The organism is Pseudomonas frederiksbergensis, from assembly GCF_001874645.1.
Taxonomy (GTDB): Bacteria; Pseudomonadota; Gammaproteobacteria; order Pseudomonadales; family Pseudomonadaceae; genus Aquipseudomonas; species Aquipseudomonas frederiksbergensis_B.
Window position 1 is genome coordinate 2,011,781 of the sequence record NZ_CP017886.1, and the last position, 14,287, is coordinate 2,026,067.

General features: G+C 59.2%; 11 protein-coding genes and 1 pseudogene. 6 read left to right on the forward strand and 6 right to left on the reverse strand.

Translation table 11 applies throughout. The annotated features are described in order from the left end of the window. Nucleotides 1-8 precede the first annotated feature (8 nt). From BLL42_RS09955 to BLL42_RS09965, 3 genes are read right to left on the reverse strand one after another with little or no spacing between them, the layout of a single operon-like run. Nucleotides 9-1,349, reverse strand: coding sequence for an MFS transporter (locus BLL42_RS09955; RefSeq protein WP_071551902.1), 1,341 nt, complete (start codon nt 1,347-1,349; stop codon nt 9-11). Between the two features lie 42 nt (nt 1,350-1,391). Beyond that, nucleotides 1,392-2,933 carry a class I adenylate-forming enzyme family protein gene (locus BLL42_RS09960; RefSeq protein ID WP_071551903.1) on the reverse strand — a complete coding sequence of 514 codons (1,542 nt, stop codon included), beginning with the start codon at nt 2,931-2,933 and terminating at the stop codon, nt 1,392-1,394. 2 nt (nt 2,934-2,935) lie between these two features. Further along, nucleotides 2,936-4,114, reverse strand: a complete 1,179-nt coding sequence (locus tag BLL42_RS09965; RefSeq protein WP_071551904.1) for an acetyl-CoA acetyltransferase — start codon at nt 4,112-4,114, stop codon at nt 2,936-2,938. A gap of 151 nt (nt 4,115-4,265) precedes the next feature. Between BLL42_RS09965 and BLL42_RS09970 the strand changes: the two genes are divergently transcribed. From BLL42_RS09970 to BLL42_RS09985, 4 genes are all read left to right on the forward strand, one after another. After that, complete coding sequence (locus tag BLL42_RS09970) at nt 4,266-4,838, forward strand: LuxR C-terminal-related transcriptional regulator (RefSeq protein ID WP_071551905.1); 573 nt, start codon at nt 4,266-4,268, stop codon at nt 4,836-4,838. Nucleotides 4,839-4,990: 152 nt separating this feature from the next. Next, entirely contained in the window at nt 4,991-6,286 is a 1,296-nt protein-coding gene (locus BLL42_RS09975) for an NRAMP family divalent metal transporter (RefSeq protein ID WP_071551906.1), read from the forward strand. 455 nt (nt 6,287-6,741) lie between these two features. Next, nucleotides 6,742-7,650, forward strand: a complete 909-nt coding sequence (locus BLL42_RS09980) for a DUF2252 family protein (RefSeq protein WP_071551907.1) — start codon at nt 6,742-6,744, stop codon at nt 7,648-7,650. A gap of 167 nt (nt 7,651-7,817) precedes the next feature. Continuing rightward, on the forward strand, nt 7,818-9,272 hold the full coding sequence (locus BLL42_RS09985) for an ArnT family glycosyltransferase (RefSeq protein ID WP_071551908.1): 1,455 nt from the start codon (nt 7,818-7,820) through the stop codon (nt 9,270-9,272). Between the two features lie 86 nt (nt 9,273-9,358). On the opposite strand, the gene pmrG is transcribed toward BLL42_RS09985, so the two are convergent. Beyond that, entirely contained in the window at nt 9,359-10,036 is a 678-nt protein-coding gene (pmrG, locus tag BLL42_RS09990) for a lipopolysaccharide core heptose(II)-phosphate phosphatase PmrG (RefSeq protein ID WP_071555729.1), read from the reverse strand. A 393-nt stretch (nt 10,037-10,429) separates the two neighbouring features. On the opposite strand from pmrG, the pseudogene BLL42_RS31000 reads away from it, so the two are divergent. Next, nucleotides 10,430-11,356, forward strand: a pseudogene (locus tag BLL42_RS31000) (methyl-accepting chemotaxis protein); the annotation flags it as partial. A gap of 144 nt (nt 11,357-11,500) precedes the next feature. Then, entirely contained in the window at nt 11,501-12,214 is a 714-nt protein-coding gene (locus BLL42_RS31005) for a methyl-accepting chemotaxis protein (RefSeq protein WP_408004022.1), read from the forward strand. A gap of 122 nt (nt 12,215-12,336) precedes the next feature. On the opposite strand, the gene BLL42_RS10000 is transcribed toward BLL42_RS31005, so the two are convergent. After that, the gene (locus BLL42_RS10000; RefSeq protein WP_071551910.1) at nt 12,337-12,705 is read right to left on the reverse strand and encodes a glyoxalase superfamily protein; all 369 of its coding nucleotides are present in this window, start codon (nt 12,703-12,705) and stop codon (nt 12,337-12,339) included. A gap of 124 nt (nt 12,706-12,829) precedes the next feature. Further along, a complete protein-coding gene (locus BLL42_RS10005; RefSeq protein WP_071551911.1) occupies nt 12,830-14,287 on the reverse strand; it encodes an N-acyl-D-amino-acid deacylase family protein in 1,458 nt (485 codons plus the stop codon).

Genomic DNA, 14,287 nt, shown 5'->3' on the forward strand with positions numbered 1-14,287 from the left:
TCACGAGCTCAAGGCGCGGCTGCCAACCCCAGATCGGCACGCCCAACACTCGGCACCTCGGCGGGACTGGCGCAGGCGACAAAATCCTCCTTGCGCAGTAGCACCAGCGCGATCAGCGACACCACCCCCGTGCCGATGTAAAAGTACCAGGGCGACGTAATGTCTCCGGTCACCTTGATCAGCCAGGTGGAAATCAGCGGTGCGCTACCGCCGAATACTGCTACCGGAATGTTGTACGCCACCGCGATACCGGTGGAGCGGATTCGGGTGGGCAACAACTCGCTCATCAACGCGTAAGTCGACGAGGCATACAGCCCGAACAGGATTGCCACCGCCATCAACGGGTAGATAAACGAAGCAGGCGTCGCCGTGGGTGCCGATGTGAAGAGCCAGTACATCGCCAGGGTTGCCAGGGTGCCGACCACCAACAAAAACGGCTTGCGCCCATATTTATCCGTGAATGCGCCGCCGAATGGCATGACGACTGCGGCCGAGAGGCTGGCAACGAAGACGTAGAGCAAGGTCGTGCCGCTGTCGAACTTGAGAATGCTCGACATGTAGGTCGAGGCAAAGGTCAGCACCAGATAGAAGATCGAGCTGTGCAGGCTAATGATAAAGAACACCAGGGCAATCGCCCGTTTCCACTGCCAAACTTCTCGCAGAGGGGCCTTGGAGGTTTCCCCCGCGCGCTGCAACGCCAAGAACTCGGGACTGTCTTCGAGCTTCAGGCGGATGTACATCGAAATCAGGCCCAGAGGCGCCGCAATCATAAACGGAATGCGCCAACCCCAGGCTTGCATCAGGTCCGCGCCCATTACCCAGGTCATGCCGTTGGCCACCGCGCCGCCCAGCAACAAGCCGAGCACCGCCGTCACCATCAACCAGCATGTGGCGAAGCCACGTCGCCCGGGCCCGGCGTATTCGGAGATGAAGCTGGTGATGGTGCCGATCTCGCCACCCGCCGAGAAGCCCTGTACACAGCGGATCAACACCAGAATGATCGGCGCTGCGATCCCTATCGAGGCATAGGTCGGCAGCAGCCCCAGTAAAAAGGTGGAGCCGGCCATCATCACCAACACCGTGATCAGGGTTTTGCGCCGGCCGATCCTGTCCGCCAGCGGACCGAAGAACAGTCCCCCCAGCGGCCTGATGAAAAAGCTCAAGGCAAACGCCGCAAAACTGGCGAGCAGGCTGGTGGTCGGGTCGTCGGAGACGAAGAACGCCTTGCCAATATAGACGGCGAGGAAACCATAGACGCCGTAGTCGTACCACTCGATCAGGTGGCCGGACGTTGCACCGATAAACGCCCGACGCCGTTGCCGGGCCGGGTTTTTCTGTTGAATGCCCACGTGAGGGACTCCTGTCTGATTTCTATCCATGGAAAACACAACTCAAGGAACTGCAGTGCCGTTCGCGACCCCCTTCAACCAGAGGCGCAGCTCGGTCTTGAGAATCTTGCCGTAACTGTTCTTGGGCAGCTCGGTGCGAAACACGTACTTCTTCGGTTTTTTGAACGACGCCATGCGTTCGACGAACCAGGCATTGAGCAAAGACGCGTCGAGCCCCCCTGCACTGCGGGGAACGACGAACGCTACCACCGTTTCCCCCCACTGCACATCCGGCTCGCCAACCACGCAGACTTCAAATACTTGCGGGTGTTGCGCCAGCACTTCCTCGACTTCCCGTGGGTACACGTTACAGCCGCCGGAAATGATCACATCCTTGGAGCGATCGGTGAGCGTCAGAACACCCGCGTGGTCAAGAAAGCCGATGTCGCCGGTCAACAGCCAGCCATCCACCAAGGTCTCGCGAGTCGCGGCGTCGTTACGCCAGTAGCCCTGCATGACAGTGGGACCACGCACGGCGATTTCCCCCGACTGGCCGGGCGGCAGTGGCCGGTGCTCAGGGTCAAGAATCCTGATGTCCACGCACGAATGTGCCCGCCCCACGGAAGCTGCCAGAGATGCCCAGTCGGGACGGTTTCGATCCGCGATCAACTCACGCGACAAAGCGCTGATCGTCATCGGGCTCTCCCCCTGGCCATAGATCTGCACCAGCCGCGCGCCAAAGGTCTCGACCGCATCTTGCAGATCCGCCAGGTACATAGGCGCGCCACCGTAGACGATGGTTTTGATCCCGTCGCCGCCATAGCCTTGGCGACGAGCCTGCTCGACCATGCGCTTGACCATGGTCGGCGCGGCGAACAACGTGATGTTGCGCAACCCGCTCGCCAGCTCGAACAGCTCGTCGGCCTTGAAGCCACGGGACTCGGGGACAACATGGCGAGCACCGCAACGCACATGGATAAAGTTATAGAGGCCGGCGCCATGGGACATCGGGGCCGCGTACACCACCGCGTCATCCGGGCTGACCGGATCAACGTCGAGCGGATAACACAGCGACATGGCCGTCAGGTTGCCGTGGGACAGCATCACCCCCTTGGATCGCCCGGTGGTACCGGAGGTATAGAACAGCCAGGCAAGGTCATTGGCATCCCGAGAACAGGGATCTTCCAACATCGTCGTATCGACCGAAGCGCACGCCACACTGTCCGCCACATTCAGTTCTCGACAGCCCTGCGGCAACACCTCGGGCGAGAACACCTTGCCACCATCAGTGAAAATCAGCCGGGCTTGCGCATCGTCGACAATCCAGTCGGCTTCAACAGGGTGCAGCTTGCAGTTGATCGGCACCGCAACCGCGCCAATCCACCAGACGGCATAGAGTAATTCGAGGTATTCACAACTGTTCTTCATGAACAGCGCCACACGGTCGCCGGGCGCAATGCCCTGCTCGCCCATGAGCTGCGCGGCACGACTACGGACACGGGCGGCAAACGTGGCGTAGTCGGCGACTTGCCGCTGCCCCTCAAACAACGCTGGACGTTCTGGCCAGCGTCGACCGGCGTCGTTCAGCCAATTGGCAATGTTCATGCTCAAGCCCTGCGAGCCTGAAGCACCGAGGCATAATTGGCGACCGCCATGCCGCCCATGTTGAACAACAGACCGAACTCGGGATTCGGCACGGCCAAGCCAATGGGGTCGCCCGTCAACTGCCGAAAGGCCATAGCGTGCATCGACACCCCCGTGGCGCCCACGGGATGCCCTTTGGCCTTGAGTCCGCCAGACAGGTTCACCGGCAGACGTCCGCCGGCCCGCACGATACCGTCATCCAGCGCCCGATGCCCCTCGCCTTTAGGTGCCAGGCCCATGGCTTCGTAGATCAGCAGTTCGGCGATGGTGAAGCAGTCATGGACCTCGGCAAAGCTCAGGTCGGCCAGGGTGATATTGGCCCCGCGCAGGGCCGAATGGATCGCACGCTGCGGGCCTTCAAACGCGAGGATGTTGCGCTGGGCAATCGGCAGGAAATCGTTGACCTGAGTCACCGAGCGAATCAGCACATCACGACGAAACTGCCTGGCACGCTTGGAGGAGGCCAGCACAATGGCAGCAGCCCCATCGCTGATCAACGAACAATCGGTCAGGCGCAGTGACTCAGCCACATAAGGATTGCTCTTGGACACGTTGTTACAGTGTTCGAAATCCATGACCCGGTGCATCTGCGCCAAGGGGTTGGCCATGGCGTTGGAGTGATTCTTGGTGGCGATGGCGGCCATCGATGCCATCGGGCACTGGTAGCGGTCACGGTACTGTTGCGCCGCCAGGCCGAACAACTGCGGAAAACTGAGCCCGGCCTCTTCGACGTCGTTCTGATAACCGGCACCGGCCAGGGCTTTGGTGACCTCGGCTGTGGAGTTGGAGGTCATCTTCTCGGCGCCGACGATCAATACCAGCTCAGCAGAGCCTGAGAGGATCGCGTTGATCCCCGCGTGAATCGCCGCCGAACCCGAGGCGCAGGCGTTTTCGCAACGAACCGCAGGCTTGAAGCGCAAGCCTGGGTCGGCTTGCAGCATCAATGAAGCGGGAAAACCATCCGCAACCATCCCCGAATTGAAATGCCCGAGGAACAGGGCGTCGACTTCTGAGGCGTCGATGGCGGCATCCGCCAGGGCTTCGCGGGTGACCTGCACGATAAGATCTTCCAGCGTGGAACCGTCCAAACGGCCAAAACGGGAGTGAGCGGCAGCGACGATGGATACGGAATCATGGGGCATGGTGATTTTCTTCTGTGCTTGGATCAGGCATTCCTTACAATGACCTACCGCCCGGACCGCTCGCTAGTTCGTGCAACTACGTACACGGATAAGTAACCGCACTGACCCACAGTGTCGTCAGTAGCGGATTTAAATCGAGGCAGGATGCCCAATGACCGTCTTCGCAAAGCAACTGAAAGACCTTGAGCGTCTGGCGTTCCAGGTGTCACCCGCCCCGCAGCTCATCACCGGCAACCGTGTGATGCTCGACTGCAACGAAGCATTCCTGGAGTTGTTTGGCTACGAACGCGAAGAGCTTCTGGGTCATCTGACCCTGTTGATCTACCCCTCCCAGGCGGACTACAAGACTATCGGCAATCGCAGCCAGAACTGGTTGCGTAACAGCCAGAGCGGCTCTTACTCCGATGAGCGCTTCATGCAACACAAAAGCGGTGAGGTGTTCTGGGCCAGGTCGCACGGCTACAGCCTGACCCCGGACGATCCGTTCAAACTGATGGTTTGGCACTTCGAACGCATGGACCGGCCGCACCACGCGACGGTAAACCTCACGCCCCGCGAACGCGAAATCTCGATGCACATTGTCAACGGCCTGACCTGCAAGGAAGTGGCAAAAAAACTGGCGATTTCCCACAGAACAGTGGAAGTCCATCGCGCACGCCTGATGAAAAAGCTGCAGGCCAAGAACAGTGCGGAGCTGGTCTCGAAGATTATTGTTGTGAGTTGACGGACAAGGCCCTCCAGACAAGCCACAAAGAGAAGTCGTTTCCATACTCGCGCAGAGGTCGAGAGCCGAGGAAGTACGATCAGGGAACTCCCCGCAAAAGCCGCCAGTCACAGCTGTATGTGGCATCCAGCCGCCTCGTGGAGCCAACAACAATGAACAACGAAGAGCTCGTCTCCAAGCCAGCGGTTGCTGCTCATGGTTCGTGGCTGAAAAAGCTGGGACCGGGGCTGATTACAGGCGCCGCCGACGATGACCCCAGTGGTATCGCAACCTACTCGCAAGCCGGCGCGCAGTTTGGCCTGAACACGCTCTGGACATTGTTACTGACGTTCCCCCTGATGGTCGGCATTCAGATCATCAGCGCCAAAATCGGTCGGGTCAGCGGTCACGGGCTGGCAACCAACATTCGTCGACATTACTCCAAGCCCTTTCTGCTCTCCATTGTCGGGCTATTGCTGATCGCCAATACCGTGAACATTGCCGCCGACGTCGCCGCAATGGGCAGTGCCACGAAGTTGCTGATCGGTGGGCCGTCTCATTTCTACGCCGTTGGCTTCGGGGTGGTTTCGTTACTGCTACAGATGTTCATTCCCTACAGCCGCTATGTGCGCGTACTCAAGTGGCTGACCCTGGTATTGCTGGCTTACGTGGGCATTATATTTGCGGTGCAGATCCCTTGGGGCAAGGTGGCTCTGCAGACGGTATGGCCGCACCTGTCCTGGAAACCGGAATACATCACCATGGTCGTGGCCATTTTCGGCACAACCATCAGCCCCTATCTTTTCTTCTGGCAGGCCTCCCAGGAAGTGGAAGAAATGGAGGCTCGTCCAGACGCACGCTCGCTGATCGAGGCTCCAGAGCAGGCAAAGGTCAATTTCCGGCGGATCCGAACCGACACGATCATTGGAATGGCGTTTTCCAACATCATCGCGTTTTTCATCATGCTGACCACGGCCGTCACGCTTCACATGCACGGCATGACCGATATCCAGACCTCTGCACAAGCGGCGAGCGCCCTGCGTCCCATCGCCGGAGAGTTTGCCTTCTGGCTGTTCAGTGCCGGCATCATCGGCACCGGTTTGCTGGCTATTCCCGTGCTGGCAGGTTCCGCCGCCTACGCAATGGCCGGGGCATTTCAATGGAAAAACAGCCTGGCAGACGAGCCAAAAACCGCCAAAGGCTTCTACGGCGTCATTGCCGCGGCAACGTTGCTGGGCGTTCTGCTGTGCTTTGCGCCCATTGACCCGATCAAGGCGTTGCTGTGGAGCGCCGTGATCAACTGCGTCATGGCCGTGCCGATCATGTTCACCATGATGTTCATGGCATCGCGCAAGGACATCATGGGCAACTTCGTCATTCGACCAAGCTTGCGGCTTCTGGGCTGGAGTTGTTCGCTGGCGATGGCATTGGCTGTCGTCGCGATGTTTTGGGGAATGCTCGCCGGTTGAGCCTATTCAGCACCCACGAAAAGTGGGCCGATCTATTGTCGAGCATTCGACTCAAATCAAGATAAATCAGCCCCTTTCCGTTCAGCACCTCTTCGTCTGCCCAGTTGCTGGAAAACGTCGCCACCGGCGAGGGGATTCACAGTGAACTGGCGCGTGCGCTGGTGGTTTCACTGCGCGATGGTTGCGATTTGCTGGATGTTGTTGGGCGACGATTGCAGGCGCAGGTTTTGTTGTCCTGAGGAAGACACGCTTCGGACTCAACGGAAGGTTTCACTTAACGTAACTTTCTGTAGATCAAACCAGCTGCTTATCACCTCTCATATGAAGGTCTGAAAAAGCCCCAACCGCTGGCTTTCACAAGGATTCCTGCTAGCTTTTCAAACGGGTTCTACACTTCGCCAAGCGGCGCCTTTCCTGTCTGCGCCAGCCTTTCAGCCCACCTCGAAAGGAACCTCATGACCACCCTCAAAGACCGTCTGAAGCAGGGCAAGGATGCTCGCAAGCAGTGCTCCCGCAACGCTCAGGCGATGCACGGGAAGACTGATCGCGACCCGCTGCCCTTGATCAAAGCCTCCAGTGCAGGGCGAATCCGCTCGCTGAACGAATTGCGCTTCGGGCGCATGCTGGTTTCGCCTTTCGCCTTCTATCGCGGCAATGCCCTGCTGCACGCCCACGACCTGTCCGGTACGCCAGACATGGGGCTGCATTCAACCATTTGCGGCGATTGTCACCTGATGAACTTCGGTGGTTTTGGCACGCCGGAACGCAACCTGCTGTTCAGCGTCAACGACTTCGACGAAGTTCACCCTGGCCCCTGGGAGTGGGACCTGAAACGGCTGGTGGCAAGCTTCCTGGTCGCTTTGCTGACCGACGATCAGGAGCGACCGCTGTTTTTGCAGCTCAAGGAAGCACGCCGCTCGGTGCTCGCCGATTACGTCAAAGCCAAATCGCGGATACGCCATAACGGCCAGCGCGTGGTTGAAGGCCAGCGCCTGATGCAGTCGGCCAGCGATCTGTTTCTCGGTTGGACCACCAGCCCCAATGGCCAGCACTTCTACGTGCGCCAGCTACGGGACATGAAAATATCGGCGGAGCTGGAAACCTTCGATGCCGAAACTTTTTCCGCGTATGGCCACATCTGTGGCAAAGCCCTGGCTCGAGCCCACGCCAAAGCCAGCGGGCAAGCGGCGCAGATCAGCGGTTACATAGGCAAGAGCGACGTCATGGCCGATGCACTGTTCAAGTACGCCAAGGCCTACTCCGACCAGAACAAGCGCGACTTCGAACGCTTTCAACAGGCCTGCCGCAAAGGCAAGCTACAGGCCCGCTCGGAAGCCGACTTTGCCGCGGATCATCTGCCGTAGACACACTCGTCATATGATGCAAAGGGTGACCAACCCGGTTCTGCCGAGCTTTAAACCGGTCATCCTTGTCAATAATGTTTCCAATTCACATTTTGTTAAGAAGTGGCCTCGTATACTTCCGAGTCCTGTTTTAATCTCGGCCCTCATCCTTCGGTAGCCTGATGCCTATGTCACGCCCTGCCCCACTCCTGTTGTTACTCACTTGCCTGCTGTTCTTCTTCGCCCTCGGCAATCACCAGTTGCAAGGTTCCACCGAACCCCGGGTTGCCGGGATTGCGATGGAAATGCACCTGGATAACGACTGGGTGACGCCGCGTCTGTTCGGTCAGCCCTTTCTCGAGAAACCGCCGCTGAGCCTTTGGCTCGATGCCGGGGCGATCCGTGCGTTTGGTGGCACACCATTGGCGGTGCGCCTGGCCTCGGCCTTCGCCGGGTTGTTCAGCGTGATGCTGCTGTACAGCATGCTGCGCCGATTCGGCCGTCCAACGACCATCGCCTGGGTCGCCGGGATCATGCTGGCAACCATGGCCAGTTACTGGGGCAACGTTCGCGGTGTTGGCGAAGACGCATTGCTGAGCCTCGGCGTCACCCTGGCGCTGCTGTCGTTCTATCAGGCCCATCGCCAACAGGCCGAACAGCGTGGCGCCATGGGTAGCTGGCTGCTGTTCGCTGTCGGCATCGCCATCGCCACGTTGAGCAAAGGCGTGCTCGGTCTGGCAATGCCGGGCGTGGTGATCTTCGCCTATCTGCTGGCCGAAAGCCTGATCGATAAACGCTTCAGCCTGCCGCGCTGGATGGGGCCTGCACTGGCGACCCTCCTCGGGCTGATCCCTTTGGTGATCTGGCTATTTATGCTCTATCAGCGCGGTGGTTCGCAGGCGCTGGCCGAGGTATTGCTGACCAACAGCATCGGGCGCTTCGACGGTTCGTTCGTTGAAGCGGGTCACTACGAGCCGTTCTATTACTACCTGGCCAAACTGCCGGAAGCCTTCCTGCCGTGGAACATCCTGGTATACCTGGGGTTGTGGCATTTCCGTAAGAGCCTGGCGAACAATCGCTACCTGCTGTTCTTTACGCTGTGGCTGCTCGCCCAGTTCTTAATGGTGAGCCTCGCGTCGAGCAAGCGCACGGTGTACCTGATGTCGCTGACACCGGCCGCCGCCGTACTGGCCGCGGAATATGCGGCCGTGCTGTACGAGCGCTTACGCCAGCACACCGAAGCATCAACGTTGCTCGGCAAAATCGCCCGCAATCGTCGCGGTATCGCGATCGGTATCATCAGCGTGCTGATCGTCAGTTATCTGGCCGCTGCCCAATGGGTCGTCCCGCGTGCCGACCGCAAATTGTCGTTCCTGCCATTGACTGAGCAAATCCAGACCATGCAAGCCAACGGCCAGGAAGTGGCGCTGTATCAGGCGAACGAACGGACCGCTGGGGCAACGGTGTTCTACACCCATACCCTGCTCAAGGACTTGCAGACCGAAGCCGAGCTGACGGCGTTTCTCGCAGCCTCTCCCACGCATGTGGCGCTGATTGCCAGCGAGACTGAACCCAAGGCACCGTTGAAGGTTCTCAAGCAAATGCTGGTGGGACGTCAGGATTACTATTTCGTCGCGCACTAAAACGGCCAGCAAAAAAAACGGCACCTGATGCAGGTGCCGTTTTTTATTGTCTGGCGAAAGTGCCCAGGGAGAATCAACCCGTCAGGCTATTTGATATCGACCGATTGCCAATCAGAGGCTTCGATGAGCCCAAGTCGCTTCGGGTTGGTTTGCGCGGTATCAACCGTAAAAAACAGTGACGCACCATACCCCGGGGTCGGCGATGTCGGCAGCTTCAGTTCTTTTTCCAGTTGCGCCATGCACTCGCTGTGGGTGACCAGCACCAGGTTACGACCGGCGACCTTGTGCGCAAGCACGTCACGCAGCATCGTGCCTTTGCAGTTGAAGAGCCAATCCTGGGCGCTGCCGAGTGTGTTGAACATGTAGTGCGACGTTTGCACGGTCCGCGTCAACGGACTGTTGTAGATATCGGCGTTAGTCAGGCCCAGGTGGGCGAATTGCGAACCAATCCCGACAGCTACCGCACGCGCGCGCTCGGTAATGCCATCGGCACTGTCCAGGCAAGGGGCACTGGAGTGGTCGCATCGCTCAACATGACGGATCAGCACAATCGTATCGCCCTTGGCCCAACTGGCCGCCAAGGCCTTGTCCCCGGAAAAGTTGCCGTGGGCCAGGTCTGCCGGGCCGACGGGACGGAGCAGCCAGACCGTCAGCGCGATAACAAAGAGTGCCGCCAGTAACACAATGGCAATCCTTTTAACGCGAGTGAGCCCACCCACATTCAGTGAACGCTTGATACCCACAAGACCGCGTCTTGACTCCACCTTCAAACCACCTCTGACGCTCGAATGCCCGATTGTACGACGGACTTTAAACGTCGACGCATAAGTACCCAGTGAAACGAATGTGAAAAAATGTTCAACCGATGAGCATACCCCGTATTTTCTCGTTACAAAAAACGTTTCAGCTATGGCGTCTGCCGCCGATACCCCCCTACGAACTCAATTCTGCTGGCCTCTAAAAAAAACAATCTTCCAGCCAACTGACGATCAAGAAGCGCAACGTTCCTGGAGGAATTTTTGATGAATAGCTGGTTCGCCAACATCAGCGTCAACCTGAAACTGGGCCTGGGTTTCGGCCTGGTGCTGGCCCTTACGTGCATTCTCGCCCTGACCAGCTGGACCAGCCTGAGTGGGCTGATCGACCGCAGCAACTGGATGAGCGATATCACTCAGCTCAACGCGGGTCTGACCAAACTGCGGGTTACCCGTTTGCAGTATATGCTGGCCGGCGGCGACGAAACCGTGGCGCAGACCGTGCAAACTGCCCTCGACGGCTTCAAGGCCCAGCAGCAAAAACTGCTGTCGAGCCTCAAGAGCCCGGAAAACCTCAAACTGCTCAATGAGCAGGGCACGGTCATCGATGCCTACCAGCAATCGTTGAACAAAATGCGCAACGCCTATCGGACCGTGAGCAACGAGCGTCAGACCATGGGTGAGAATGCCGAAAGCGCCAACACGCTGATCAGTGACATCGACACCCGCGTGCGCCAGATGCCCTTGAGCGATCAACGCTTCGAGCAGTTCCTGGCCATTACCGGGGCCAAGGAACAGTTTCAGCTCGCCCGCTACGAAGTTCGCGGTTACATCGATGACAGCAATCCGACCACCGAGCAAAAAGCCATCGCCCAACTGGACGCGGCCATCGCCAGCCTGAAAACACTCAACACGCATTTCGCCGACACCCAGCAAGATGCATTGCGTCAGCTGCAAAGCGCACTGCTCAATTACCGCAGCGCATTGCAGGCCTACAAAGCGGCCAACAGCGACGCGGTCCAGGCTCGCCAGGAAATGACCGTCCAGGGCAATGACATCGTTGCGCGCAGTGACGCGCTGTATCAGATCCAGCTTGATCGCCGTGATATCGAAAGCACCCAGGCACGCACCCTGCAACTGATCAGCACGCTACTGGCGTTGCTGGTCGGCGTAGTCGCGGCCGTGACCATCACCCGGCAGATCACCCGCCCACTGCGCGAAACCCTGGCTGTGGTCGAGCGTATCGCCGGTGGCGACCTGACCCATGACGTCCACGTCACCCGTCGTGACGAACTTGGCGTGTTGCAGCAAGGCATCGCACGGATGGGCGTCACCCTGCGCGACTTGATCAGCGGCATCCGTGATGGCGTCACACAGATCGCCAGCGCCGCTGAAGAGCTGTCGGCCGTGACTGAAGAAACCAGTGCCGGGGTCAACAGCCAGAAGATCGAAACCGATCAGGTCGCCACCGCCATGCACGAAATGACGGCCACGGTGCAGGAAGTTGCACGCAACGCGGAAGAAGCGTCGCAAGCGGCAGCAGCGGCTGACGGTGAAGCCCGCGAAGGCGATAAAGTGGTCAACGAAGCGATCGCGCAGATCGAACGTCTGGCCAGCGAAGTGGTGCGTTCCACCGAAGCCATGACCGTGCTGCAACAGGAAAGCGACAAAATTGGCAGCGTCATGGACGTGATCAAGGCCGTCGCCGAACAGACCAATCTGCTGGCGCTCAATGCTGCCATCGAAGCGGCGCGCGCCGGTGAAGCCGGCCGCGGTTTCGCCGTGGTCGCTGACGAAGTGCGTGGCCTGGCCCAACGCACGCAGAAATCTACTGAAGAAATCGAAGGTCTGGTCGCCGGCCTGCAGAACGGCACCCAGCAAGTGGCCGCAGTGATGAACAATAGCCGCAGTCTGACCAACAGCAGTGTCGAGCTGACCCGCAAGGCCGGCGTGTCACTGGAAAACATCACCCGCACAGTGTCGAACATTCAGTCGATGAACCAGCAGATCGCCGCCGCTGCCGAGCAGCAAAGTGCGGTGGCCGAAGAGATCAGCCGCAGCATTATCAACGTGCGCGACGTCTCCGAGCAGACCGCCGCCGCCAGTGATGAAACCGCCGCGTCCAGCGTTGAACTGGCACGGTTGGGCAATCAGTTGCAGATGATGGTGAGTCACTTCAGGGTGTGATCGTTCACATTGCGCAAACCGGCTCTCACGCATTTGCAGGAGCGGCCGGGCGGCGTTCTGTTTACCAGCAATGGCGTCTGATCGCCATCGCTGGCAAGCCATGCATCTACAGGTGAGCGGTCTCAAACACTGATCGCATTGGTAAACACCAACCGATTGCCGAACGGATCACTGATGGTCATGTCCTGGCTCCCCCAGGGCATGGCCTGAATCTGTGGATGAGCAAAGCGGTATTGCTTGGTCAGCAATTGCTCCTGGAATACTTCCAGCTCATCAGTCTCGATGCGCAGCGCCGAACCCGGCGTAGCGTCGCCGTGATGCTCGGACAGGTGCAGCACGCATTCACCTCGCGACACCTGCATGTAGAGCGGGAAGTTCGCCTCGAAACGGTGCTGCCAGTCGAGCGTGAAACCGAGGAAGTCGACGTAGAATTCCAGCGCCTTGGCTTCATCGAAGATCCGCAGGATCGGGGTGGTTTTACCGAAGCTCATTGCACTTCTCCCAAACTGAAAGGCCGCACTATAGGTGGGTTGCATGACAGCGCTTCGGCTTGGGGGAGCCTTTCTTTAATTGCACAGTGCCACTGTGAGACCTGGATCAAAAGATCGTCAACAATCAATGAAAGCCTGTACGCAAATCCCCTTCTCGCGCTAGAAAACGCCCAGCCCTGCTGTTGCTCGCCCTGCCCTCGCGGTAACTCAAGACCCCATTGACCCACACCCCGTCAATGCCTTCGGCCGAACGTTGCGGGTCGTTGAAATCCGCCACGTCGCGTACGCGCAACGGGTCGAACAGCACCAGATCCGCCCAATGCCCTTCGCATATTTCACCGCGTTCTTTCAGGCCGAAACGCGCCGCCGACAGCCCGGTCATTTTGTGCACCGCCGTGTGCAGCGGAAATAGCCCGAGATCCCGACTGAAGTGCCCAAGCACCCGTGGAAACGCGCCCCACAAACGCGGGTGAGGGAACGGGTCCTCGGGCAAACCGTCGGAGCCGATCATCGATAACGGATGGGCCAGAATGCGCCGCACATCCGCCTCGTCCATGCCGTAATACACCGCCCCGGCCGGTTGCAGTCGACGGGCCGTGTCCAGCAGCGGCACACCCCACTCGGCGGCAATGTCCAACAGGTCGCGGCCGCCCACTTCAGGGTGTGGCGTCGACCAAGTGATGGTGATGCGAAAGTCGTCGGTCACCTGTTTGAGGTCCAGGGTCGAGGAACTCGCCGCATAGGGATAACAATCGCAGCCCACCGGGTGGCTTTTCGCCGCGTGTTCAAGAGAGGCCAATAGCTGCGGACTGCGCCCCCAATTGCCGGCACCCGCGCATTTGAGATGGGAAATAATCACCGGACTTTTCGCGTGGCGAGCGATCTGGAATGCCTCGTCCATGGCCTCCAGCACCGGCTCGAACTCGCTGCGCAAATGGGTGGTATAAACCGCACCGAACGCCGTCAGTTCTTCAGTCAGTTGCATGACTTCGTCAGTAGACGCCGAGAAAGCACTGGCATAGGCCAGCCCTGTGGACAAACCCAACGCACCGGCCTCCAGGCTCTCGCGCAGTTGCTCACGCATGGCCGCAATTTCGCTGGGTGTAGCGGTGCGAAACAAGTCGTCCAGATGATTACTGCGCAGCGCCGTGTGACCCACCAACGCCGCCACATTCAAGGTTGGATTGGCCGCTTCGACTGCTGCGCGGTAGTCGCTGAAACGTGGATAAACAAAGGCTGCGGACGTGCCGAGCAGGTTCATCGGGTCCGGCGGATCACCGCGCAAGCTCACCGGCGAGGCGCTGATCCCGCAGTTGCCGACGATCACCGTGGTCACTCCCTGGCTGAGTTTGGGCAGCATCTGCGGTTGACGAATCACCACGGTGTCATCGTGGGTGTGCACGTCGATGAAACCCGGCGCGAGCACTCGTCCGGCCGCGTCGATTTCCTCATCGGCGCTGGCACCCTGCAAGTCACCAATGCGCTCGATACGCCCATTCATGATCGCCACGTCAGCGGGATAACCCGGCGTGTCGCTGCCGTCGATGATCACGGCGTTGCGAATCAACGTGTGGTAGTGCAT

Excerpts from the sequence above, each read along its gene's own strand:
- BLL42_RS09980 (WP_071551907.1), top strand. The coding sequence starts at position 6,742 with ATGACCACCCTCAAAGACCGTCTGAAGCAGGGCAAGGATGCTCGCAAG.
- BLL42_RS09970 (WP_071551905.1), top strand. The coding sequence starts at position 4,266 with ATGACCGTCTTCGCAAAGCAACTGAAAGACCTTGAGCGTCTGGCGTTC.
- BLL42_RS09960 (WP_071551903.1), bottom strand. The coding sequence starts at position 2,933 with ATGAACATTGCCAATTGGCTGAACGACGCCGGTCGACGCTGGCCAGAA.
- BLL42_RS31005 (WP_408004022.1), top strand. The coding sequence starts at position 11,501 with ATGCACGAAATGACGGCCACGGTGCAGGAAGTTGCACGCAACGCGGAA.
- BLL42_RS09975 (WP_071551906.1), top strand. The coding sequence starts at position 4,991 with ATGAACAACGAAGAGCTCGTCTCCAAGCCAGCGGTTGCTGCTCATGGT.
- BLL42_RS09985 (WP_071551908.1), top strand. The coding sequence starts at position 7,818 with ATGTCACGCCCTGCCCCACTCCTGTTGTTACTCACTTGCCTGCTGTTC.
- BLL42_RS10005 (WP_071551911.1), bottom strand. The coding sequence starts at position 14,287 with ATGCACTACCACACGTTGATTCGCAACGCCGTGATCATCGACGGCAGC.
- BLL42_RS09965 (WP_071551904.1), bottom strand. The coding sequence starts at position 4,114 with ATGCCCCATGATTCCGTATCCATCGTCGCTGCCGCTCACTCCCGTTTT.
- BLL42_RS10000 (WP_071551910.1), bottom strand. The coding sequence starts at position 12,705 with ATGAGCTTCGGTAAAACCACCCCGATCCTGCGGATCTTCGATGAAGCC.